General features: G+C 65.5%; 20 protein-coding genes and 2 pseudogenes. 10 read left to right on the forward strand and 12 right to left on the reverse strand.

Features of this window, described 5'->3' with window-relative positions:
- Positions 1-34: 34 nt before the first annotated feature.
- From rfbD to OHB12_RS07800, 3 genes are read right to left on the reverse strand one after another with little or no spacing between them, the layout of a single operon-like run.
- Positions 35-904, reverse strand: coding sequence for a dTDP-4-dehydrorhamnose reductase (gene rfbD / locus OHB12_RS07790; protein ID WP_327117533.1), 870 nt, complete (start codon positions 902-904; stop codon positions 35-37).
- Positions 901-2,244, reverse strand: coding sequence for a lipopolysaccharide biosynthesis protein RfbH (gene rfbH / locus OHB12_RS07795; RefSeq protein WP_327117534.1), 1,344 nt, complete (start codon positions 2,242-2,244; stop codon positions 901-903). Before rfbH ends, rfbD begins: the two co-directional genes overlap by 4 nt.
- A 1-nt stretch (position 2,245) precedes the next feature.
- The gene (locus tag OHB12_RS07800) at positions 2,246-3,472 is read right to left on the reverse strand and encodes a glycosyltransferase (protein WP_327117536.1); all 1,227 of its coding nucleotides are present in this window, start codon (positions 3,470-3,472) and stop codon (positions 2,246-2,248) included.
- Positions 3,473-3,787: 315 nt separating this feature from the next.
- On the opposite strand from OHB12_RS07800, the gene OHB12_RS07805 reads away from it, so the two are divergent.
- Complete coding sequence (locus OHB12_RS07805) at positions 3,788-4,585, forward strand: alpha/beta fold hydrolase (protein WP_327117538.1); 798 nt, start codon at positions 3,788-3,790, stop codon at positions 4,583-4,585.
- A 302-nt stretch (positions 4,586-4,887) separates the two neighbouring features.
- Here the strand turns inward: OHB12_RS07805 and OHB12_RS07810 are convergent, their stop codons facing one another.
- Together OHB12_RS07810 and OHB12_RS07815 are read right to left on the reverse strand one after the other, a co-directional pair.
- A complete protein-coding gene (locus OHB12_RS07810) occupies positions 4,888-6,252 on the reverse strand; it encodes an MFS transporter (protein ID WP_327117540.1) in 1,365 nt (454 codons plus the stop codon).
- A gap of 62 nt (positions 6,253-6,314) precedes the next feature.
- A complete protein-coding gene (locus OHB12_RS07815) occupies positions 6,315-6,752 on the reverse strand; it encodes a MarR family winged helix-turn-helix transcriptional regulator (RefSeq protein WP_327117542.1) in 438 nt (145 codons plus the stop codon).
- 39 nt (positions 6,753-6,791) lie between these two features.
- Here OHB12_RS07815 and OHB12_RS07820 point away from each other — a divergent pair, with 39 nt between their 5' ends.
- Both OHB12_RS07820 and ligA read left to right on the forward strand, forming a co-directional pair.
- Positions 6,792-7,184 carry a hypothetical protein gene (locus OHB12_RS07820; protein ID WP_327117545.1) on the forward strand — a complete coding sequence of 131 codons (393 nt, stop codon included), beginning with the start codon at positions 6,792-6,794 and terminating at the stop codon, positions 7,182-7,184.
- Positions 7,185-7,526: 342 nt separating this feature from the next.
- Positions 7,527-9,518 (forward strand): NAD-dependent DNA ligase LigA, encoded by a 1,992-nt coding sequence (gene ligA / locus OHB12_RS07825; protein ID WP_327117547.1) that lies wholly within the window; start codon positions 7,527-7,529, stop codon positions 9,516-9,518.
- 248 nt (positions 9,519-9,766) lie between these two features.
- Here ligA and OHB12_RS07830 read toward each other — a convergent pair whose 3' ends face one another.
- From OHB12_RS07830 to OHB12_RS07840, 3 genes are all read right to left on the reverse strand, one after another.
- Entirely contained in the window at positions 9,767-10,465 is a 699-nt protein-coding gene (locus tag OHB12_RS07830; protein WP_327117549.1) for a hypothetical protein, read from the reverse strand.
- Positions 10,466-10,767: 302 nt separating this feature from the next.
- Positions 10,768-11,337: a hemerythrin domain-containing protein gene (locus OHB12_RS07835; protein WP_327117551.1), complete on the reverse strand. Its 570-nt coding sequence runs from the start codon at positions 11,335-11,337 to the stop codon at positions 10,768-10,770.
- Positions 11,338-11,741: 404 nt separating this feature from the next.
- A complete protein-coding gene (locus OHB12_RS07840; RefSeq protein WP_327117554.1) occupies positions 11,742-12,905 on the reverse strand; it encodes a hypothetical protein in 1,164 nt (387 codons plus the stop codon).
- 358 nt (positions 12,906-13,263) lie between these two features.
- Between OHB12_RS07840 and OHB12_RS07845 the strand changes: the two genes are divergently transcribed.
- Entirely contained in the window at positions 13,264-13,917 is a 654-nt protein-coding gene (locus OHB12_RS07845; RefSeq protein WP_327117556.1) for a class I SAM-dependent methyltransferase, read from the forward strand.
- Between the two features lie 17 nt (positions 13,918-13,934).
- Here the strand turns inward: OHB12_RS07845 and OHB12_RS07850 are convergent, their stop codons facing one another.
- Entirely contained in the window at positions 13,935-14,309 is a 375-nt protein-coding gene (locus OHB12_RS07850) for a hypothetical protein (RefSeq protein ID WP_327117557.1), read from the reverse strand.
- Between the two features lie 145 nt (positions 14,310-14,454).
- Between OHB12_RS07850 and OHB12_RS07855 the strand changes: the two genes are divergently transcribed.
- Both OHB12_RS07855 and OHB12_RS07860 read left to right on the forward strand, forming a co-directional pair.
- Positions 14,455-15,102 (forward strand): HEAT repeat domain-containing protein, encoded by a 648-nt coding sequence (locus OHB12_RS07855; RefSeq protein ID WP_327117559.1) that lies wholly within the window; start codon positions 14,455-14,457, stop codon positions 15,100-15,102.
- Complete coding sequence (locus OHB12_RS07860) at positions 15,096-16,106, forward strand: HEAT repeat domain-containing protein (protein WP_327117561.1); 1,011 nt, start codon at positions 15,096-15,098, stop codon at positions 16,104-16,106. Before OHB12_RS07855 ends, OHB12_RS07860 begins: the two co-directional genes overlap by 7 nt.
- Before the next feature lie 198 nt (positions 16,107-16,304).
- On the opposite strand, the pseudogene OHB12_RS07865 reads toward OHB12_RS07860, so the two are convergent.
- Positions 16,305-16,658 (reverse strand): annotated as a pseudogene (locus tag OHB12_RS07865) (Tn3 family transposase); the annotation flags it as partial.
- Positions 16,659-17,036: 378 nt separating this feature from the next.
- On the opposite strand from OHB12_RS07865, the gene OHB12_RS07870 reads away from it, so the two are divergent.
- The 4 genes from OHB12_RS07870 (at position 17,037) to OHB12_RS07885 (ending at position 18,924) form a co-directional block, all read left to right on the forward strand.
- On the forward strand, positions 17,037-17,858 hold the full coding sequence (locus OHB12_RS07870; RefSeq protein ID WP_327120945.1) for an alpha/beta hydrolase: 822 nt from the start codon (positions 17,037-17,039) through the stop codon (positions 17,856-17,858).
- A 50-nt stretch (positions 17,859-17,908) separates the two neighbouring features.
- Positions 17,909-18,076: a hypothetical protein gene (locus tag OHB12_RS07875; protein ID WP_327117563.1), complete on the forward strand. Its 168-nt coding sequence runs from the start codon at positions 17,909-17,911 to the stop codon at positions 18,074-18,076.
- A 26-nt stretch (positions 18,077-18,102) separates the two neighbouring features.
- A complete protein-coding gene (locus OHB12_RS07880; protein WP_327117565.1) occupies positions 18,103-18,270 on the forward strand; it encodes a hypothetical protein in 168 nt (55 codons plus the stop codon).
- A gap of 285 nt (positions 18,271-18,555) precedes the next feature.
- Complete coding sequence (locus tag OHB12_RS07885) at positions 18,556-18,924, forward strand: hypothetical protein (RefSeq protein WP_327117567.1); 369 nt, start codon at positions 18,556-18,558, stop codon at positions 18,922-18,924.
- Between the two features lie 196 nt (positions 18,925-19,120).
- Here the strand turns inward: OHB12_RS07885 and OHB12_RS07890 are convergent.
- Positions 19,121-19,272: pseudogene (locus OHB12_RS07890) on the reverse strand (IS481 family transposase); the annotation flags it as partial.
- A 274-nt stretch (positions 19,273-19,546) separates the two neighbouring features.
- On the reverse strand, positions 19,547-20,239 hold the full coding sequence (locus tag OHB12_RS07895) for a type 1 glutamine amidotransferase domain-containing protein (protein WP_327117569.1): 693 nt from the start codon (positions 20,237-20,239) through the stop codon (positions 19,547-19,549).
- Positions 20,240-20,308 lie beyond the last annotated feature (69 nt).

Here is a 20,308-nt window from a genome sequence, read left to right on the forward strand (position 1 = left end):
GGACATCGCGCGCTGTGTCATCAGTTCGCTCCGTTCACGGCCGGATGTCCCGAACTGGAGCCCTGACAGCGCGACGCAGTCCGTCACGCCAGTGTGGTAGCGGCGTAAGGCCGCAGTCGATCCACGATGAATTCGACAGAACAGCATTCCGGGGCCGGGTTGCGGCATCTCGGAAATCCGATGTCCGGCAGGGCCGTAACAGGTCCGCATCGAGTCCCGCCGCTTCGATAATCGCACGAGCGAATCGGTATTTGGATGCGGCGCCGCCTCCGGTCGCGTGGAGGAGGCGCGGTGGATTCGGATGCGCGACGAGGTCGAACAGAGCGGATACGAGATCGTTGACGTAGGTTGGGGACGCGATCTGGTCGGTGACGACCGCGACGCGCTCGCCCCGGGAGCATCTCCGCACGAGTGCGGCCGGGAAATCCCGGTCGGTCCCCGAGTACAGCCACATGGTGCGGACGATCCGCGCATCGGGCAACGCTACTCGGGCGGCCTCCTCCCCTGCCAACTTGGATCTTCCGTACACGCTCAACGGGGCGGTCGGTGACCAGGTCTCCCATGGACGCGACGCCGACCCGTCGAAGACGTACGCGGTCGAGATGTGCAGCAGTCGCGCTCCCTTGTTCGCGCAGGCTCGGGCCAGCAGTCCCGGGCCGACCCCGTTGACCGCGAACGCCCTATCGGCTTCGGTCTCGGCGGCGTCTACGCCGGTGTACGCCGCGCAATTGATGACCACATCGCCGGGGCCGACGGTGTCGTTCAGCGCCGTTGCATCGGTGATGTCGAGTTCTTTCGATCCGAACCCGAGCACCTGTCGATCGCCACGACGAAATGGGCTCGTCGCCCTCGTTATCCCGCTGCCGAGCAGTCCGTCCGCACCGGTGACCACCAGCCTGTTCACCGCTTGTCCTCGGGCGAGGTCTCCACGAGCCGGACATGGGAGCGTCGGTAGCCGGAAACGTACTCCCGGACCGAGGCGACCATGTAGTCGGTCATCTCGTCGGTTATGCCCGGATACACGCCGACCCAGAAGGTGTTGTCGGCGACGTAGTCGCTGGCCGCCAAGCTTCCGGAAATACGGCACTCGATGTTCGAGTACGCCGGATGGCGGAGGAGATTTCCGGCGAAGAGGCCACGGGTCGCTATTTTGCGGCCTTCGAGGAAGTTGACGATGTCGATACGGCCGAAAGGCGCGTCCGGCAGCACCGTCAGGGCAAATCCGAACCAGCTCGGATCGCTGTCGGGGGTTGGTTCCGGCAGGCGGAGATGGTCGATCCCGTCCAGGCCTTCGCGAAGCCGACGCCAGTTATGACGTCGGCGGGCGCAGAAATCGTCCAGTCTGGCCAGCTGGGAGAGCCCGAGCGCAGCCTGGATATCTGTTGTCTTCAGGTTGTAGCCGATATGCGAATAGATGTACTTGTGGTCGTATCCGTGGGGAAGGCCACCTAGCTGTTGATTGAATCTCTTTCCGCATCTGTTGCTTTCGCCCGGCTCGCACCAGCAGTCGCGTCCCCAATCGCGCAGAGACTTCACGACGCGAGCTGTTGTCAGGTCGTTGGTCAGGACGCATCCGCCCTCACCTGTGGTCAAATGGTGCGCCGGGTAGAAGCTGACGGTAGCCAGGTCGCCGAAGGTGCCGGTAAAGCGTGACCGGTATGTCGATCCGACTGCATCGCAATTGTCTTCGATCAGGAACATGCCGTGCTCGGCGCACAACGCGGAGATCTCTGCCACAGGAAACGGGTTACCGAGCGTGTGTGCCAGTACGACGGCACGGGTCCTCGGGCCGATTGCCGCCTCCACGGCCTCCGGTGTCGTGTTGTATGTGGAGGAATCGATATCTACGAACACCGGTTTCAATCCGTTTTGCAGTATCGGGTTGACTGTCGTCGGGAATCCGGCTGCAGCCGTAATCACCTCATCCCCAGGGCGCAGCCGGGTATCATCCAGCTCCGGGGCGGTTAATGCGGTTACCGCGAGCAGGTTCGCCGATGATCCGGAGTTGGTGAGTCGCGCCTTGCGGAGTCCGATTTTTCTGGCGAATTCGCTCTCGAATCGGTGCGCCAGGATTCCCGCCGCGATACGCATATCCAGCGCGGCCTCGACGACGGCGGCCCTGTCGTCGTCATTGAGGCAGGCGCCGGATGATTGGATCTCGGTAACGCCCGCGACGAAGTGATGCTCGGTTTGCGAATTGTGGAACCGTCGGATTCTCGTGAGTAGATCGTCTCTATCGTTCATTCTATTTCTCCCGGTGCGAACCTAGAACGAGATCTCCGAGGTCGTCGGCGAATGCAGATTGTGGCGGCAGTGCCCACATATGTCGTTTGAGCGCTCGCGCGGCCTGCCGGTAGGCGGGGTCATCGAGGGTCCGCCGGCAGGCGGTGAAAACATCCGAGGCGGTGACGGTCATGGGATCGATGTGGAGGCCGGTGCCGAGGGTTTCACTGCGTCGCGCATTTCCGGGATGATCGGCGAAGAACGGAAGTACCACGTGCGGGACACCGTAGGTTATCGTGTCGCGCATCGAATTCAATCCACCGTGCGTGATGAACAGGTCCACGTTCGCCAATACGAGGGACTGGGGGACGTACGGCAGGACATGGATGTGTGGTGGTAACGACCGGAATATGTCTTGGTACAGCGACGGCAGCGAGACGACCGCGGTACACCGGAGCTCGGCCAAGGCCGCGAAGACCTCCCCGTAGATTTCGGCCATTCGATCCCTGAACCGCGGCGAGAAGGGTCCGATCGAGCCCAGTGAGAGGTAAACGATCGGTCTGTCGCCAGGCATCGACGTGAACACGTCCGGGAGCAGTTGATCATTGTGACGTACCGGTGGTTCGTGCCGGTAACGGACCAGTGGGGTGTCGAGATCGGCGTTATTGAATTCTTCCGGCGTCAGGGAGACCGTGAGATGCCGCAGGATTCCCGGTGTCGACGGTTCTTCCGGAAGCCCAAGTTTGGCCCGCTGAGTGGTCAGAGCGGGCCGGATCAGGTCTTCGTGGAGGCTTCGCACAAGCTGCAGCGGGCCGATATCCACCGTGACGTGTGGAATTCCGAGCACCTCCGCGGCCAGGTAACCGCCGAATTCCGAGCACTCGTGCAGGACGACATCGGGCCGCCACTGTTCGGAGACGTTCAGTATGTCTTCCGCGACACGCAGGGCGATCCGGTCGCCGAGGAACTCCGTCATGTACATCCGGTCGAACGCGTCTATGTCCCGGTCGAGCAGACGTCCGAAGATGGCTGCATCGAACTCGCGGTCGGCCCACCGTATTCCCACGTCTAAGGTCTCGACGCCGTAGTTGCTGTGCAACCAGGCGCCCCACTTCTCGGGTGCCGCAACGCGGACATCGTGGCCATGTCTGCTTATCGCGTCGGCCAGTGTGACCAGTCCACGGAAGTGGGACTCGAACTGGTTGACGGTCACCAGCACGCGCATGCGATCTGCCCGCAAGAAAGCCATGTCGGCAGCGTGACACATTGGGGCACAGGGCCGTACGCGTTTCCGCAGAACTGGCCAGCGACTGTTTCAGCTCGGGAGGTGTCGCCGCAGGCCAGCTCTCACGCTGGCACGGATAATAGACCGTTATCCGTGCCAGTGGCCTGCGTCTACGACGTGGTACGTGGCTGTCGTGCCACGCATTCGCGGCGAAGGTCGAGTTGGCCGTTTGGCGACACACTTTGGCGTATTAGTGGAAGCCGCGGCTCCAGTGGAGTGTTTACGCTGATCATCGGCGGCGGGCCGACCGGTCGCTGTCGGCGTGATGAAGGAGACCCCGTGTTCAGCTATCCTGGCCGTGACGGCCAAACGCTTTTCGCGGCGGAGGTCGGCACCGGCGCTCGCACGGTTGTCCTCCTGCACGGCGGTGGACCCGACCATCGCAGCTTGTTGCCGCTGGGACACCGCCTGGCTGGTGACTATCGCATCCTCCTGCCCGATATCCGAGGTTACGGCCGGTCGCTGTGTCCCGACCCGGCCTGCCACACCTGGCCCCAGTACGCCGAGGACGCGGTGGCGTTGCTCGACCATCTCGGGATCGCCCGGTCGGCGATCGGCGGTACCGGGATGGGGTCGACTATCGCCGCCCGCACCCTGCTCGCCTACCCCGACCGATTCGACGCCGGAATTCTGATCAGCGTCGAGGAGATCGAGGACGACGAGGCGAAACAAGCGGAAACGGCGATGATGGACGCCTTCGCGGTCACCGTCGCTACGGACGGCATCGAAGCGGCGTGGGCGCCGATTCTGCCAGCACTGGCTCCGGTGATCGAAACCTTGGTCCGAGAGGCGATCCCACGCAGTGATCCGGCGAGTATCGCCGCGGCCGCCGCGATCGGTCGTGACCGCAGCTTCCGCAACTCCTCCGAACTCGCCGCGATCGCCGCGCCCACGCTGGTATTCCCGGGTATCGACGAACGGCACCCTACCTCCGTGGCGCAGGACCTGGTGCGGATACTGCCGAACGGACATCTCGCCCCGAACACCTTCACTGCCGATATCCGCACCGCGGACGACCTCGCAGACACCCTGGCCCCGGGAATTCGAGCGTTCCTGACCAGCGTGTTCAACGACTGAATCGACCGCCGTTCATTCAGCGGCATGAGGAGCAACGACCCCGAACTTCCGGAACTCGGCATCGCAGGGCGGCGTTCAGCAGGCGCACCCAGCCAGTGGGACACGCTGGTTCACCTTCCGCCGATACCAACCGATCTCGGCCCCGTCGACCAGCATCATTGCCGATGACCGACGTCGGAGGTCACCAGCGCAGTCCGGAGGAATACAGACCACTCGAATACGGGCCGATACCAGTACCGACCCCTAACCCACTTCGCAGGGAATTGACGCGCGCGGCCGACCGATGTGGGGGCAGGGAAGTGCTACGCCACCGCGGCCGGGTCCTCGCGAGGGATGAAGGAGACGCCACGGCGCGAGAGCCGCAGACGTTGGCCGCTGACGCGGCCGAGGATCAACGCGACGGCGACCGCTGCGGTCGCGGAGATCGCGCCGCAGGCGAACAGGCCGATTCGTGGCCCGAACTGTTCGGTGACCCAGCCGACTATGGGCCCGCCGATCGGTGTGCCGCCGGTGAAGACCATCATGTAGAGGGACATCACCCGCCCCCGCATTGTCGGGTCGGTGGCCAATTGCACCATCGAGTTGCTCGATGTGTTGAAGGTGACCCCGAGCATGCCCACCACGATCAACATCGCAGCGAACAGCCAGTATTCCGGTGCGAACGCGGTGACCGCCTCCATAACGCCGAAGCCGACCGCGGTCATCACCAGCATCCGCAGTCGCACCCACGACTTCCGTGTCGCGAGCAGTGCACCCGCCAGCGACCCGGCGGCCAGCGCGGTGTTGAGCAGTCCGTACTGTCCAGCGTCGATACGGAAAACGTGGTACGCAAATCCCGACAGCACGGTGGGGAAGTTGAACCCGAATGTCCCGATGAAGCCCACCAGCGCGATCGGCCAGATCAGCTGTGGACGCGCTTTCACGTACCGAAGTCCCTCCCGCAGCTGTCCCTTCTGTCGGGACAGCCGAGGTACCGGCCGCTGCTGCGACGTCCGCACAGCCAGCAAACCGCCGATCACAGCGCCGAAGGAGCAAGCGTTGATGACGAACGCCCACCCCGAGCCCACGGCCGCGATCACCGCGCCGGCCACCGCAGGCCCGATCAGCCGCGCGGTCTGGAAGTTCGCCGCGTTGAGGCTCACCGCGTTGCGCAGCTGGTTGTGGCCGACCATCTCCGCGACGAAGGTCTGCCGGGTCGGGTTGTCCACGACCGTGACCAGCCCGACCAGCAGGGCCAGCAGGTAGACATGCCAGAGCTGCACCGTCCCGGTCAGCGTCAGGACCCCGAGCGCTGCGGCGAGCAGGCCCATGCTGCTCTGAGTGAAAATCAGCAGCTGGCGCTTGTGGAAGCGGTCTGCGATCACGCCGCCGTAGAGGCCGAAAAACAGCATCGGCAGAAACTGCATGGCGGTGGTGATTCCGACGGCGAAGGAGCTGCCAGTGAGGTTGAGGACCAGCCAGTCCTGGGCAATGCGCTGCATCCAGGTGCCAGTGTTCGAAACTACCTGGCCGACGAAGTAGTAGCGGTAGTTGCGTACGGCGAGTGAGGCGAACATACCGACCTTGTGGTCGGACGGCTGGGCATCCGGCTGGTCGCGGCAGCAGTCGTAGTCTCTCGTGCCGGAGAGGTCCTTGTCATGGTCGTGGGTTCGGATTGTCGAAGTCACTGCGGTCTCCCCTGCGTGGTGTCTCCTTGTACTGTCGGTCGATACGGAACGTATGGTCGGGTTCATAACTGTGCGAGGCGCTCGAGTACCGGCGCGGCGGAGCGCAAACACGCCCACTCTTCTTCGGTGAGGCCCTGGGCCAACTCCGCCAGCCACGCATCGCGCTTCCGGCGACTCTCGGCCAGGATCTCCGCTGCCGACTCGGTGGCGGTTACCACCACCTGCCGCCGGTCCTCCGGATGCGGCCCGCGCCTGACCAGGCCCTTGTCCTCCAGCAGCGCGATGATCCTCGTCATCGACGGCGGTTGGACGTACTCCTTACGGGCCAGCTCACTGGGCGTGGCTCGGCCATGGCGGGCGAGCGTCCCGAGCACCTGCATCTCGGCCGAGCTCAGTGAATGCTCGACCTGCTGATGGCGCAGGCGGCGGGCGAGCAGCATGATCGACGCGCGCAGCGTGGTCACGGCGGCACGGTCGTCCTCAGCAATCAGCTCCGGCATGAATTTTAGGCTACCTTATTACTCTATCTAAGTAGATCGTTGTACTGCGCCATCCGCTATACCAGCCCCTCGACCGTCGACGACGACGCCACCGTCGACGAAACCGGAATCAGCCTCCAGGCCCAGTTCACCGGCGCAGAGGCCGCCCCCGCCTACGACCGTTGGAAACAGACCGACACCGCCGCCACCGGAGCGGGGCGGGCCTCCGGCGAGGTCACTGGAATCGGCACCAAGGGCTACTGGCACACCGCGACCACCGACACCAGCAACGGAATGACCTACATCGTGGGCGTGCACGACAGCAACATCTCGGTGCGAGTAGAAGTCGCCGTCCTGCGCGCAAAAGGCGAACCCCCAGTGAATCGGGACGAGCTCGACACGATCGCCAAAAACCAAGCCCGGCAAGCTTTGAATGGACTGAAGAAGGAATAGGCGCCACCAGCCATACGCGACGGTGTCCGATAGCCGATATGACAAGACCCACCTGATCGAGCTCCACCCAGGGTTGGGCAGGTCCATCGAAAGCCGACATCATCGATCCGGAGTCGGGGTTGGCAGCGAGATCACGAAGGTTATCGTGGTGACCTATCCGGCAGTGGTGCGGCCGGGCGGTCGGACCGCAACGATCCGTCTACGAGTTCGAGGAAGCCCCGCAGCGACGAGGACGGCAACCGCGCGGATCTTCAACCGTAGAGACCTCGAGGATGCGGATTGAACATCCCACGCGTCGTCGTTCCACGTGGGTGTCGGTGGGTATCGGTAGCGTCGGGTGCTGTGGAAACTGGGGAACGAATCCAAGAGCTCGCGGATCGCATTGTGGCGCTGCGCGACGCCTACTACCAGGGCTCGCCGCTGGTCGCGGACGCCGAGTACGACGCGATCGAGGACGAGCTACGTGGCCTGATCGAGGCGCACCCCGACCTCACGCCCGACCCGAATCCGCTGGAGGAGGTCGGCGCGCCCGCGGTGCTGCATGCCCCGATCCGGCACTCGCGTCCAATGCTGTCACTCGAGAAGGCGACCAAACCTGAGCAGGTCGCGGCGTTCTTCGACCGCTTCCCCGGCCAGCCGGTGGTGGTGATGCCGAAGCTCGACGGCTTGTCTCTGGCCTTGGTCTTCGAGGACGGGCGGCTGGTGCGGGCCGTGACCCGGGGTGATGGCACCACCGGTGACGACGTGACCGTGCTGGTCCGCGCGTTGGTCGATGGCGTCCCCGAGCGGATCGACGTCCCGGGGCGGGTGGAGGTGCGTGGCGAGGCGGTGATGCTGCGCTCGACCTTCCTCGCCTACAACACGGCGCATCCGGACAAGCCGCTGATCAATCCGCGCAACGCCGCGGCGGGCACGCTGCGGGCGAAGGACCCGGCCACAGTCTCCGAGCGCCGCCTGCGGTTCTTCGGCTTCGATTTGGATACCTCTGCTGGCGGCGCTGCGGTCGATCTGGAGCAGGGGCTGCAGGCACTGGGAGTCGCGGGTGCGCAGATGCGGCTCTGCGCCGGCGCCGAGCAGGCGCAGGTGGCGATCACCGCGATCGAGCAAGGTCGCAACGAGCTGGACTACGACCTCGACGGTGCGGTGCTGCGGCTGGCTGACCGCGATGCCTACGCGGCGGCCGGGACTCGGTCGAACTCCCCACGTGGCGCGCTGGCGTTCAAGTTCGCCGCCGAGGAGAAGACCACGTTGCTGGCCGACGTGGTCTGGGACGTCGGCAAGACGGGCAAGATCGTCCCGGTCGCGTGGCTGGAGCCGGTGTTCGTGGGCGGCACGACGGTCACGAAGGCGACGCTGGCCAACCAAGAGGTGATCCGCGCCCGCGACATCAAGGTCGGTGACACGGTGCTGGTGCGCCGCGCAGGCGACGTGATCCCGTTCGTGGCGGGTGTGCTCGACGCCTCCAAGCGCACGGGTGAGGAGCGCGAGATCGTGCCGCCCGCCGCCTGCCCCTCGTGCGAGCAGCCGGTGACCGAGAACGGCAACAGCCGGGAGCTGTTCTGCACCAACGTGTCGTGCCCCGCACAGACGGTGCGCAGGCTCATCCACTGGGCGTCGCGGGCGGCGGCGGACATCGACGCCATCGGGCAGGTGTGGATCGAACGCCTGGCCGAGGCGGGCGTCCTGGAGCGCCCGTCGGACTTCTACACGCTGACAAAGGAACGTCTGCTCGAGTTCGACCGCATAGGCGAGGTCTCGGCCGCGCGCATGATCGACTCGATCGATGCCAGCCGCCACGTCGGCCTGCGCCGCGCGCTGATCGGCCTGGCGATCCCGATGGCCTCCGACGGCACCGCCGCGCGCCTGGCCCGGGCGGGATTCGGCTCCCTGGAGGAGGTCGCCGACGCGGGCGAGGAACGGCTCGTGGCTGTGGAGGATATCGGACCGAAAGTCGCCGCCTCCCTGGTCACGCACCTCACTCGCCTGCGCCCCGAACTGGAACGGCTACGAGAGGCGGGCGTCTGTCTGGACGTGCGCGAGGAGGACCTTCCCCCGGTCATTGCGGCTGGCGCGCCCCTGGAAGGAAAGACCGTGGTGATCACCGGCGCTATCAGTGACCCGCGCTCCGGCGAGAAGGTCGCCCGCCCGACGTTCCAACGCCTGTGTGAGAAGGCGGGCGCGACGGCGGCGTCCTCGGTCTCGGCGAACACCGACCTGCTCATCACCGGAGCTGGGGTCGGTGAGAGCAAGTTGACCAAGGCAGAGAAGCTCGGCGTCGAGGTCGTCGACCAGGGCGAGATCTGGAACCTGCTGATCGCCGCTAAGGTCATCTAGACCTCGGTGCGCCCGGCCTCACCGACCGGAACATGCCGAAATGACTTGTGGCCACGTGTTCTCGACCGCGGACCGTTTCGGCCACAAGCCCTCACCGATCTCCATACAGCCGATTATTGCGCGCCGAACTGGGCAAGAGCTAGAGGTTCACACACTCATCGGCGATACAGGATGTTCCCAACCGCAACGGGCCTGGCGCGCCGGGTGACACGGCCTATGGGCCATGTCGGAACGGGGCCCATTGTCGGTCAGGTCGGATCGGCAGTGAGGTGGTGGTATGCGGTGTCGAGAGGGATGTCGACTGCGAACCAGGCTGCGGGTCGATCGTCGTCGCGGGGGCACCAGGCGGTCGCGAGACACAGTCGGGCCACTTCCGCGGTGGCCAGGCCGGGCAGATGCCACGCAATTCGGATCGGATCTGTGTATCGCACACCGTATTCGGTGGTCGTTTTGTCCTCACCGGTCGGCAGCAGGTGCGCCCAACTGGCGGGCATCAGCCGACCGTCCGCGGCATGCATGGCGAGCAGCTCGGAATCCGGGCCGCCGATCGACACCATGAAGTGTTCGTTCTCGACACTCACGGCCGCAAGACATTCGCCGGGGTCCGGGCCGCCGTAAGCATCGGCGGGCACGTTGGTCAGTTCGGCCGAGACGACCAGTCCGGACAGCCCGTCGCGCGCCTGCACCTGCCAGATTCCGGCCCACATCGGGACCCGCACGCCGCCGTCCCAGGGCTGCACGTCGATGCTTCCGATCAGCAGATCAACCGTTGCGGTTCGATGCCGCCACCGGTGCAGGCACGAGCCGTTCGCCAAGCGCCACACAGCATTCGGCTCGGCCGGTAGCGCATCCGATCCGAGCGTGACAGAGAAATCGACGGTGCCGAGGGGCGTGTCGATCACAGCTGGATGACGGTCTGCCTGTGCCAGGTGGTCGGTGGGGAGCATGCCCCCCATCATGCAGGTTTGCGTTCACGAGGAACCGGTGGGTCGCGGGACCGCCGAGCCGGTCCCCCGCTCCCGAAATCGCATTTCGGCATTGCAAGATTGCGGAATTGCTCTGAGCCTGAGCCGGTCTCGCCCGTCCCCCCGTGACCTCGTAGCCGGATCGGCTCAGCGCGATACGCGATACGCGATACGCGATACGCGATACGCGATACGCGATACGCGATACGCGATACGCGATACGCGATACGAAGGATGTTGCGGGAGGCGTGGCGGTTCCTGACTGCCGCGGCCCGTCTGCTGGGTCAGTTCCGCTTCAGGGTGCCGACACTCAGCGATCCGCTCGCAGCGATCCGCAGCCTCTTCTCTGCCGCGCGAACGTAGCTGACGGGATCCTTGTCGACGGGCTGGACGTCGGCGTAGTTCCGCGCCTCGAAAGCGGCGAAGGCGACGGCCAGCTGATGGCGGCGCGGCAACCCGGCCAGGCGGCGGAAGTCGGTCAGGCCCTCACGTTCTTCCTCGGCCATGTGATCGCTGTTGGCCGAGTTCGCTGCCGCGACAGCCACATACCAGTCAGCGGTGCCGACCCGATGACGCGCCACTTCGACGATCGCGTCCCTGATCTCGTTGTGGTCGTGGATAGCGTCGAGTTTCTCCTCCTCCACCCCGCCCGCGCACCGGGCCGCGAGACCCACCTGCAGCAGCGCGGGGTAGAAGATCTCCTTCTCTGCCTGCGCATACAGCTCGAGGAAGGCCGCCAGCCTGTCCCAGATCACCGAAAGCACATCGGTCTCCGCGCGAGTAATCTGCTCCAGGATCGCGAACAGCCGCCGCTGCTCATGGTGGTCATCAAGGATCAACTCGGCAATGTCCACAATTCCTCCCTGGTACCGCACTGCAATTCAGGTCAGCACCGAACGCCAGGGCAGACTGCACCTTGGGGCAGCTGACATATCCCTCAGGGAAACCACCCTGCCACCGGCCTGACACGGCTACTGACACGGTGCTCCACCCGGGCGCGCCAGGCCACCCCGATAATGCCGACGGCCGGGTCTCCACCTGATTACCTGAGCCCAGATGATTCGACCGTCGAATTCCAGCTGACGAGCGCGGGTAACAATCGAGTGGTAGGTGCTGAGTTACTCGACCACCAGCCAGTCCCACGCACCGAAACACATCTGTTCTACAGGGGGCCGGCACGGATATGTTTCCAGTAGCTTCCAGGTGAGCCGCCCGTCGGCGAAAAGACGTTATCTGCCCGATCTTGGTTCCGGACCCGTCATCGACCCGGGGACCCGGACCATGGCGTGGCCCTCGGCGGACCGTCCGGTGGTGGTGTCGAGGGTGAGAGCGCCTCTGGTATCCGGAATCCGCTTTCGGCGACCTCTGCGCGCAGGAGTGCGAGATCTTCCGTCTTTCTCGTCCATATCTCGCCGACGTCCATCCTGAGCGCTTCGCGCATCCGGACGGAACCGGTTACGCCCCAGACCGCGAGGCGAATTCCCACCTCGGCGGTCTGCCGCACGAAATGCTCGGACAGTAGGGGGTACGGGATCGCGACACCGGTAGCCTTCGCACGGCGCGCATCGTCGATGATGGCGTCGATCTTCTCGGCCCCCGGCCGCAGCGAGCGAGCCATCCAACCGGTGGCGCCACGCAGCCCCTTGGTGAATACCGTCAGAGTGTTGACCATCGCCACGCGCTGCAAGTCCGGTGCCAGCTCCGCGGCTGCCGTCAATACCCGGCGGTCGAACGCGTGCAGCTCCCCTCGCATGCCGTGCCGCTCCAGCGTGGCCGCGATCTCCGCCACCTTCGCCCGGACCTCCGACTCGGACCAGGCGGGCCCCGCGGGCACCGCCACCGCCAGCGCCGCATCTTCGAAGCCAGCCGACCGGCACATCACGTCGAGGGCAGCCATATCCCCGGCAGCCCGGCTCACCTCCACTACGATCGCATTCACCCCGATCATCAGAGCGTCGGTACACGCCCGCCCGGCATCCGCGAGCCCGCCTTTCCCGAGTTGCACTGCGAGCCTCGGCCCCACCTGCGCTACGTCGGACGGACCCACTGCCGCTCCGGCTGCCTCGACCGGACCCGGTCGCAGCCTGCCGACCCCATCGGTCGCCACACCCGCCGCGGGTTCCGGCATATCGCGGCGGGACCGGTGATCGCCCGGTGCGGCGAGTGCCGCGTCCAATTGCGGCGCACGGCGATCACGGGCCGCGTCGACCACCCTCGCGCGGATGCGATGCATTGCCGTCGGATTGTCGACAGTAGGCCGGTGCTGCTCCGTAGGCACCTCATCACCCCGCCCGGCGAGGCACCACGCTACGTGCCGCAACGACTCCGTGGGCTGTGCGGCACCAACCAACGAATACTGCAGGTACTCGCCGTGCCCATCGAAGGGAGCCAGCGAATAGGGGAAACCGCGTTCGGCACGCACTCGATACCGGCCATCCAGCCACCATCCCCCGGGCCGGGTCTCAACCTCTCACCGACAGCAGGCGCGAGAGAATTGACCGAGCAAACTTGTTCACAAGCCCGCGCCGCAGATCGTGGCCACGAGTGAGCGTTGGCCGGCCACAAAGGATTTGGTCTCGATGCCAACGATGCCTACGGGCTGATGTGGCTCATCCGGAATCACGAACTGGCCAAGGCAGTCGAGGAGATCGTCCCCGAGGCGCACCGGTGACTGCCACACGGCCATGCCGAACCTCCGGCGGCTGCCCGCCCCGCTCAACGAGCTGTACATGCGCGACGATGCCCACCGGCGTACGGTCGAGTCTGTGAGCAGTGGCGCCGTGCCAGCGACAGCGGTCGAGCGCTCGGACCTGTGGGCGCGGGCGTTCGCGGCCCTGTATGACCCTCTGCTGTGGGTGGGTGAGAGGGCGGGGATGGGCGCTCGTCGGCGGGATTTGCTCGGCTGTGCGAGGGGGCGGACTGTCGAGCTCGGCAGCGGTACCGGTCTTAACCTGGGATACTACCCTGACGGCCTTGACGAGCTGATCTTGACCGAACCGGAGGGCGCGATGCGTGCGCGGTTGGCACGGAGGCTGCGCCGCAGTCGATGTCGGGCGCGTGTGCTCGACGCATCTGCGGAACAACTGCCGTTCGCGGATGAAACCGTGGATACGGTCGTCTCAACGCTCGTGTTGTGCACTGTCGAGGACCCTGATCCGGTGTTGCGGGAGATCGAGCGTGTGTTGCGCCCCCGCGGCCAGCTGCTGTTTCTCGAGCACGTACGTTCCCAGTCGCCGCGACTTGCCCATTGGCAAGATCGCCTCGCCGGCCCGTGGCGCCGGTTCGCGGAGGGCTGCCACTGCAACCGTGCCACCCTCGAGCTGATCCGGGCGTGCGGGCTGGAGCTCGAAGACGTACAGGAAACGTCGTGGCGGGGAATGCCCCCGATCGTTCGACCGCTGATCACGGGTGTGGCCACCAAAAGCAATATCTGACTAGAGCTGCGCCTCACTCAGAGGGTAGCGAGGGAACCTTGTCTTCGCTGCCGTGAGCCATCATCCAGCAGGCCGGCGCCCGCTTCGCCGAGGTGGGTGAGGCCACTGTGGCGGACTTCGTGCAGGTCCCAGCCGGTGCCGGGCCCGTCGGTGGCGGTGACTGTGTCGAGCAGGTCGCAGGACAGCCGTGCCAGGCCGGTGTCGAGGCAGACGTCGCGGTCGGCGAGGTATTTCCCGGGGCCGGGACGGCGGTGGGTGAAGCAGGCCCGCGGGTGCGGTCGCGGATGAGCCTGGGCAGCAGTCGGGCGGTGCCGACGCCCCCAGTAGTCGGTGTCCAGGACGTGCTCGTGGTGGGTGTCGGTGGGGCGGGGTTCGGCGCCCTTGGATTTCACCGGGCGGCAGCGCCCGAATGCGGTCGTGGAGTACGACGACGTTCATGGCGTCTTGCCCGTGAACTTGACATTGTCACTGTGAGAAGGCCTTCACTAGCGGTCGGAGGTGGTCCCCATCAACTCGACACACAGGAATTCACAGGACATGCGGCTGCTCGACGGATTGGCCGCTGGGAACGCGTCGACGCGGCTGAAGGCGGCCCTGGCGATCGGCACGCATCCCGTACCCGGTTTCGTCGACGTGCTCGTAGAACGGTGCGCGATCGAGCCGGACTTCTTCGTGCGCGACATGCTCACATGGGCGCTGACCCGCCTCCCGTCGGAGATTACGGTTCCGAAACTGCGCGCGCAGCTTTGTTCCGAACGCGCACAGGCCCGGAGCCAGGCATTGCATACGCTGTCGAAGATCGGGGACCAGAACGCGTGGCCCGCAATCGCGCGGTCGTTGCTGCACGATTCCGACGACGAGGTCGCGCGGAGTGCATGGCGCGCAGCCGTCGTTCTCGTGCCCGATGGGGAGAAGGAAGGGCTGGCTGCGGAACTGGCTACGCAATTCGGCCGAGGTGACCGGGACGTACGGCTGAGTCTGAGCCGTGCCCTCGTCGCGCTCGGCGATGTGATCGAGCCGATCCTGCAGGCGGCGATGGCAGGCCACGACCCGACGATGCGTGCGCATGCGAGCGCGACGCGGCGGCTGCTGCACAACCCGGATGCCGGATTCGACCTCGCCGTCGATGAGGCACGACGGGTCGTCGCGCTCGGTCCGGACCGGGACGAGGCAACTGCATGCTGATCGGTGAGGTGGCGCGCCGCTCGGGGGTGAGCGCCCGGATGCTCAGGCACTACGACTCCCTCGGGCTGGTACGACCCACAGGCCGTACCGTGGGTGGTTACCGGGAATACTCTGCCGAAGACATCCGGCGGATCTTCCACGTGGAGGGTCTGCGATCCCTGGGACTGTCACTGCGCCAGATCGGATCCGCTCTCGACGATCCCGGATTCACCCCGTCGGTACTGGTCGGCGACCTCATCCGAAAAGCCGAGGAACGACTGAACCGGGAGCAGGAGCTACTCGAGCGGCTCCGTGCGGTCGATACGGCCGAGCCCTCCAGCTGGCAGGACGTCGCGCGCATCGTCGAGCTCCTGCACGGACTCGCATCGCCGAGCGCCGCACGGCGGCAACAAGCCGTCCTGGCCCCGGCCGAGGACCTGCCGATGCCCGCCGAGCTGCTGGCCGAGGCGGTCCTCATCGAATCCGATCCGAACGTTGCCGGGGCCCTGCGGTGGGCCCTCGCGAGGGCCGGCGGTGACGGTGTTGCGAGCCTGATACCCGCCATGAGCTCGGAGAACGTCGACATCCGGCGGCGCGCGGTCCTGGCGCTCGCCGAGCTACCCGGCGACGAGGCGACCGCAGCGCTCACGGACGCGCTCGAGGATACGGACACGACGGTCCGCAGACATGCCGCGCTGGCACTGGGCGCGCGGGGCATGACCCGAGCTGTGCCGACGCTCGTCGGCACAGTGGTCGAAGGCCCGAACGATGTCGAGGCAGCCGAGATACTGGGAACCCTGGCATCCGACGCCGAGTGGGCGGATCGGATCATGAGTGCGATGGTCGATGAACTCGCCGCCCACACAGCGGATTCGGCGGTACGGATGCGACTGACACAGGCACTCGCCGAGATGCCGGGGACTATCGCTCTCAATGTCCTGCGGCAACTGGCCCATGACGATGATCGGGCCGTGGCCCTCATTGCCTCGGCCCTTGTGAAAGCGCTCGAAGAACGGCCGGTCTGATGTGGAAGCCCGAGACGCCGCAGATCAGTAAACAACGTATCGGCCTACCGAGTGCCCCTCGGAGACAAGCCCGCCGACGCGGATCTCACATGCTGTGTTGCACCGTGCTGCCGTCTTGTCTTCAAGGCCGGGACCCTGAAGATGCTCGCTCATCGGCTATGGGATGGGCGTAAGCGGTGAAACTCGCGCCGAGTGTGGCTAGAAGAGGGTGTCGCGGACGCGGAGAGGCCGGTAGCCGGAAGGTCCGAGTTGGGCAAGTTCGGCGTCGATGGCGACCTCGATGGCGCCGAAGAAGTTGATGTTCTCGCGGTGCGCCGGGGAGATGTGGGCGCGCACGTCGTGATCGATGCGCCGACCTTCGCGGCGAACCTGCACCGCGAGCCCATAATACTCTGTCGCCCAAGCGATTACAGCGTTGGTCGCCAGGGCCAGGCACCGTGCTTGTTCGGTTTGCGCCTCGAGGTGGTGGGCCGGGATCATGCCCTCGTGCGCGTACAGCAGGTCGTGGCGCAGTGCGTGCAGAGACTCGCCCTCGTCGAGCTGGCGGGGCCAGGGCGATCGGCGATGATCGCCCCCGTCGTCCCGCCGCAGGAACTCATCCAGAGCCCGAAGCAACCGACTCGGTATCCATGTCGCTATGTACATCGCGTTGCCCTGGCGCGACGGTCAACGAGTTTCATGGCATTGTCGACGGGAAACAGTCACAGCCTCCGGTTGAGGCCAAACGTCGATGGGGTTCGTACCATGGTTTTGCGCATGTCGGTGTTGCGAGGACGCCGGGGGTACCGGCGCATGGGATTTCTCGCAGCAGCCGCAGTGGTCGCTGTCGCACCGATGTTCATCGCGACCCCGCAGGCGAACGCGGCGGCCGTCGTCGAGCGGATCGACCGCGATGGGCAGCAATGGCAGATGTATATCCGCTCCCCGGCGATGAAGCGGACCATTCATCTCGACGTGCTGGTGCCGGCGAATCAGTCGAAATCCCGGCCGACGGTGCTGCTGCTGGACGGAAACGGGGCGAAGGAATCCCAGCCCAAAAGCACCTGGACCCTACGAGGAGGTGCCAAGGAGTTCTTCGCCGACAAGCCGGTCAATGTGGTGATGCCCGTCGGCGGTGGAGGAACGTACTACACCGACTGGTTGAAAGACGATCCCACACTCGGACACCAGAAGTGGGAAACCTTCCTCACCGAGGAGCTGCCGCCGTTGATCGACCGCGAGTTGAAAGGCAACGGGACCTACGCCGTTGGCGGGCTGTCGATGGGAGCAGGAGCGGCGGCCATTCTCGCGGTGCGACACCCTAATATGTTCCGAGCCCTGGCAGCCTTCAGCGGTTGCTACTCTGCCGACGGTATCGGGCAACTCTCGGTGCGCCCCGTGGTCGAAGCGAAAGGCGGAAACCCGGACAACATGTGGGGTACTGCGGGCAATCCGGAGTGGGACGCGCACGACCCGATGAAACACCTCGACGCGCTGCGCGGCAAACCAGTCCACCTGTACGTCGGCACCGGCGTGCCCGGCCTCGATGATGGCCTGTTCGACGGAAACTGGTCGTGGCCCGATGACCCGTTTCGGGCGAGCGAGATCGAACATGTCTCCCATGACTGCACCGGCGCCACCGGGACCGCCATGGGACTCTCCGGTGCCGACGTCTCCACCGACTGGGCCGCCATCGGCGTCCACTCATGGCCGTACTGGAAGGCCGCACTGCCCAAATCCTGGCCTACCCTGAAAGCAGGCCTTGGCGTATAAATTCGAGCTCGAGGCATTTCTCCCCCGGTGGTGGCGACCGCTACTCGCGAATGGTGGTGACCCGCAAGGGCGGTGCGCGCAAGGTCATCGCGTGGCAGATCGGCACCGCGCGGATGTTGCCGCGACTGCTGACCGGTCGCGAGTCCGGTCCGGTGTTCCTCACCGACCGTAAAGCCCGCCCGTCGGTGGCCAGCGATGATGTCGACTCCCCTTCATAGTTTCGTCGTCGTCGACCAGTATTGCCATGGCCACCGACACCGGCGGCTCATTCGTCGTCGCGGGCATCGGGATCGCGCAGCGGTCGGCGGGTTCCGCCGAGACCGGGCAGGTGGAAGGCGTAGTGCCCGTCCAGGCCAATATGACCACTGATGAACGCCGACAACGGCCGGAGTCCTCCTCACGCACCGGATAGTCCTGCGCGCGAAGCCTTTCCAGGATGCGGTCGGAGTTCGGCCAATTGCTATCGCGCCGAAGGGCTTTGAAAGGCCGGTCGAGGTCTCGGGCCGCACCGTGATCACCCGACCACCTACAGTGGAGGCACGAATGACCGCGCCAGAGCGCCGATCCTTTTCTCGACGAGTCGCCCCCGGACTGCAAGGGATTCTGGCGCGGTCAACTGTTCGACAACCTGTCTCCCGGCCTTGATCCGGCACTCACCTTGTCACCGAGATTCGGGTGGCCGCTGCGGGACGCCTCGGTGGACGTGACGATCGAAGGAATCCCCGCGGATGTGCCTTCTTGGCGCGAAATCGAAGGAACAGAGGTCGAATCCACCGAATCCGGTGAGCCGATCGAGGCATCGGTGTACGACGGCGCCCACCACTTTTTCGAGTACGCGCGCATCCAGATCCTCCGTCAGGTCGGCACCATGGCACGGTTCGCCGTCGACCTGGCCGAGGGCGAGGCGTTCTTCCACACGCTTCCACATGACGAGATACTCGAAGCCGACCAGATCCGCACGACAGTGGATGCCGAGTTCGAACCGTCTGTAAGTGCTCGTGGGGGGCTGGCCTGCGGGCTGGCTGGCAGGCTGGTGCCGGTTCTTCAGACCGGACGTGACTCGTGAACCGTCTGATCCCGGATGGGTGTCCTTCTCGGGAGTCGTCCGCTCGGCTCGGAGGCCGGCTCCGCCCCGGCCCACAACGATGGCCGGATCGGAAGCTTGTCCAACCGAAATCGGTTGTGGCTCAATACGGATATGCTTCGTAGTGACTCCTCCTGGGCCGAAGCCGGTCACGACGTCAGCCCACTTCCAGGAGAACAATCTTCCCGTTGCGCCTCGGCGGGTACGGGATGATGCGCTGATGGCGCCTGCCTTGAGGGCTGTGTTGAAGACTCCGGCGCGGTAGCAGGTGCCGTTGTCGGTCACGATGCGCTCGATTGCGGTGATGCCGTGCGCCGCGAACCAACAACGTCACCAAAGTCAAGCTGGAAGACATCAATGAGAACCTGCAAGCTCTGGGGCGCAGCGACGTCGTCGGACGGCAGGTCATCGTCTTCGAGGGAAGCCCGCGGCGGGCAATACCCGGAAGCCAGTCACCCACAAGCAACAGAGCGACCTGCCGCCTACCGCACGCTGCGCCGCCTCCTCCAGCGATCAGCGGCGACCATCCACGCACCGCGCGGGCCCTCATCCTTGCGCGTGGGCCAGACAGGTGCCAGCAGAGCAAATCGTCATATCTGCACGCCTAGTTCAGCACCTTCAACAATTCCTGGGCCAGCGGCCCGGCGGACGCGGGGTTCTGCCCGGTGTACAGATTGCGATCCACGACCGTGTAGGGCTTCCAGATCTCGCCGCGGGTGAAGTGGACGCCCATGCTGACCAGTTCGTCCTCCAGCAACCATCGGGCTTTGGCGGCCAGTCCAACGGCCTCCTCTTCGTCGTTGGTGAAGCCGGTGACCTGGTAACTGGCAAAGGGTGAAACACCTTTCCGGCGGGTGGCCAGCAGCGCGGCCGGCCCGTGGCAGACGATGGCCAGGGGCCGGCCCGAGACGAGGGCCGCGGTCAGCAGCCGACCCGAATCGGCATCGTTACACAGGTCCTCCATCGGACCGTGGCCACCGGGATAGTAAACGGCCTCGTAGTCCTCCAACCGAGCATTCGCCAGCTCGATCGGCCGCCGCAACTCCTCGGCAGACCGCAGGATTTCCTCCTCCTCGAGGGCAATCTGTTCACCGCCGACAATCGAGGGACGCAGGCTCATCACGTCGACGTGCGGCACTACGCCGCCGGGCGTGGCCACCGCGACCTCATGGCCGGCCCCGGTGAGCGCACGGTACGGGGCCGTGAACTCTTCGGCCCAGTAACCAGTCGGATGCCGGGTGCCGTCCCCGAGCGTCCAAAAACTTGCGCCGGTTATTACGAACAGGATCCTGGCCACGGGAACTCGCCTCCTCGTAGTGGTGCGACCTGTATGCCTGGACTGCGTAAACGCCACTCTATGCGCCAG

It is taken from the genome of Nocardia sp. NBC_01730, from assembly GCF_035920445.1.
Lineage (GTDB): Bacteria > Actinomycetota > Actinomycetes > Mycobacteriales > Mycobacteriaceae > Nocardia.

What these genes read in the sequence shown, in the direction of transcription:
- rfbH (WP_327117534.1), bottom strand. Translation starts at nt 2,244, where the DNA reads ATGAACGATAGAGACGATCTACTCACGAGAATCCGACGGTTCCACAAT.
- OHB12_RS07800 (WP_327117536.1), bottom strand. Translation starts at nt 3,472, where the DNA reads ATGGCTTTCTTGCGGGCAGATCGCATGCGCGTGCTGGTGACCGTCAAC.
- OHB12_RS07815 (WP_327117542.1), bottom strand. Translation starts at nt 6,752, where the DNA reads ATGCCGGAGCTGATTGCTGAGGACGACCGTGCCGCCGTGACCACGCTG.
- OHB12_RS07830 (WP_327117549.1), bottom strand. Translation starts at nt 10,465, where the DNA reads ATGCTCCCCACCGACCACCTGGCACAGGCAGACCGTCATCCAGCTGTG.
- OHB12_RS07855 (WP_327117559.1), top strand. Translation starts at nt 14,455, where the DNA reads ATGCGGCTGCTCGACGGATTGGCCGCTGGGAACGCGTCGACGCGGCTG.
- OHB12_RS07860 (WP_327117561.1), top strand. Translation starts at nt 15,096, where the DNA reads ATGCTGATCGGTGAGGTGGCGCGCCGCTCGGGGGTGAGCGCCCGGATG.
- OHB12_RS07870 (WP_327120945.1), top strand. Translation starts at nt 17,037, where the DNA reads ATGAAGCGGACCATTCATCTCGACGTGCTGGTGCCGGCGAATCAGTCG.
- OHB12_RS07875 (WP_327117563.1), top strand. Translation starts at nt 17,909, where the DNA reads ATGGTGGTGACCCGCAAGGGCGGTGCGCGCAAGGTCATCGCGTGGCAG.
- OHB12_RS07880 (WP_327117565.1), top strand. Translation starts at nt 18,103, where the DNA reads ATGGCCACCGACACCGGCGGCTCATTCGTCGTCGCGGGCATCGGGATC.